The 229-nt window shown below is 36.7% G+C and carries 1 pseudogene; it reads right to left on the reverse strand.

Features of this window, described 5'->3' with window-relative positions:
- A pseudogene (locus tag CWB78_RS18920) lies at window positions 1-205 on the reverse strand (iron ABC transporter); the annotation flags it as partial.
- Window positions 206-229: the final 24 nt, after the last annotated feature.

A 229-nucleotide genomic window follows, 5' to 3' on the forward strand; every position in this document is an offset into this window, starting at 1 on the left:
ATAACACTTTGATTTGTATCTCCTCAAATTGACTAAAATTTTCAGGAGCTAGCCTTTCAATTGCTAAGCGCCAATCCCATCCTCCGGAGCCATAGACTATGCTAAGTAATGCTAAAGCAAAAATGCAGCCATAACTTAATAGCATCAAGTTATGCGTGTTACTCTGTGTTATTGCGTTAAAACGATTCAATGTTAACGTGCTCATAAGAGTGTTTTATACTCATGCAAT

Origin of the sequence: Pseudoalteromonas sp. S1612, from assembly GCF_005887175.1 — a bacterium.
Classification (GTDB): Bacteria; Pseudomonadota; Gammaproteobacteria; order Enterobacterales; family Alteromonadaceae; genus Pseudoalteromonas; species Pseudoalteromonas undina.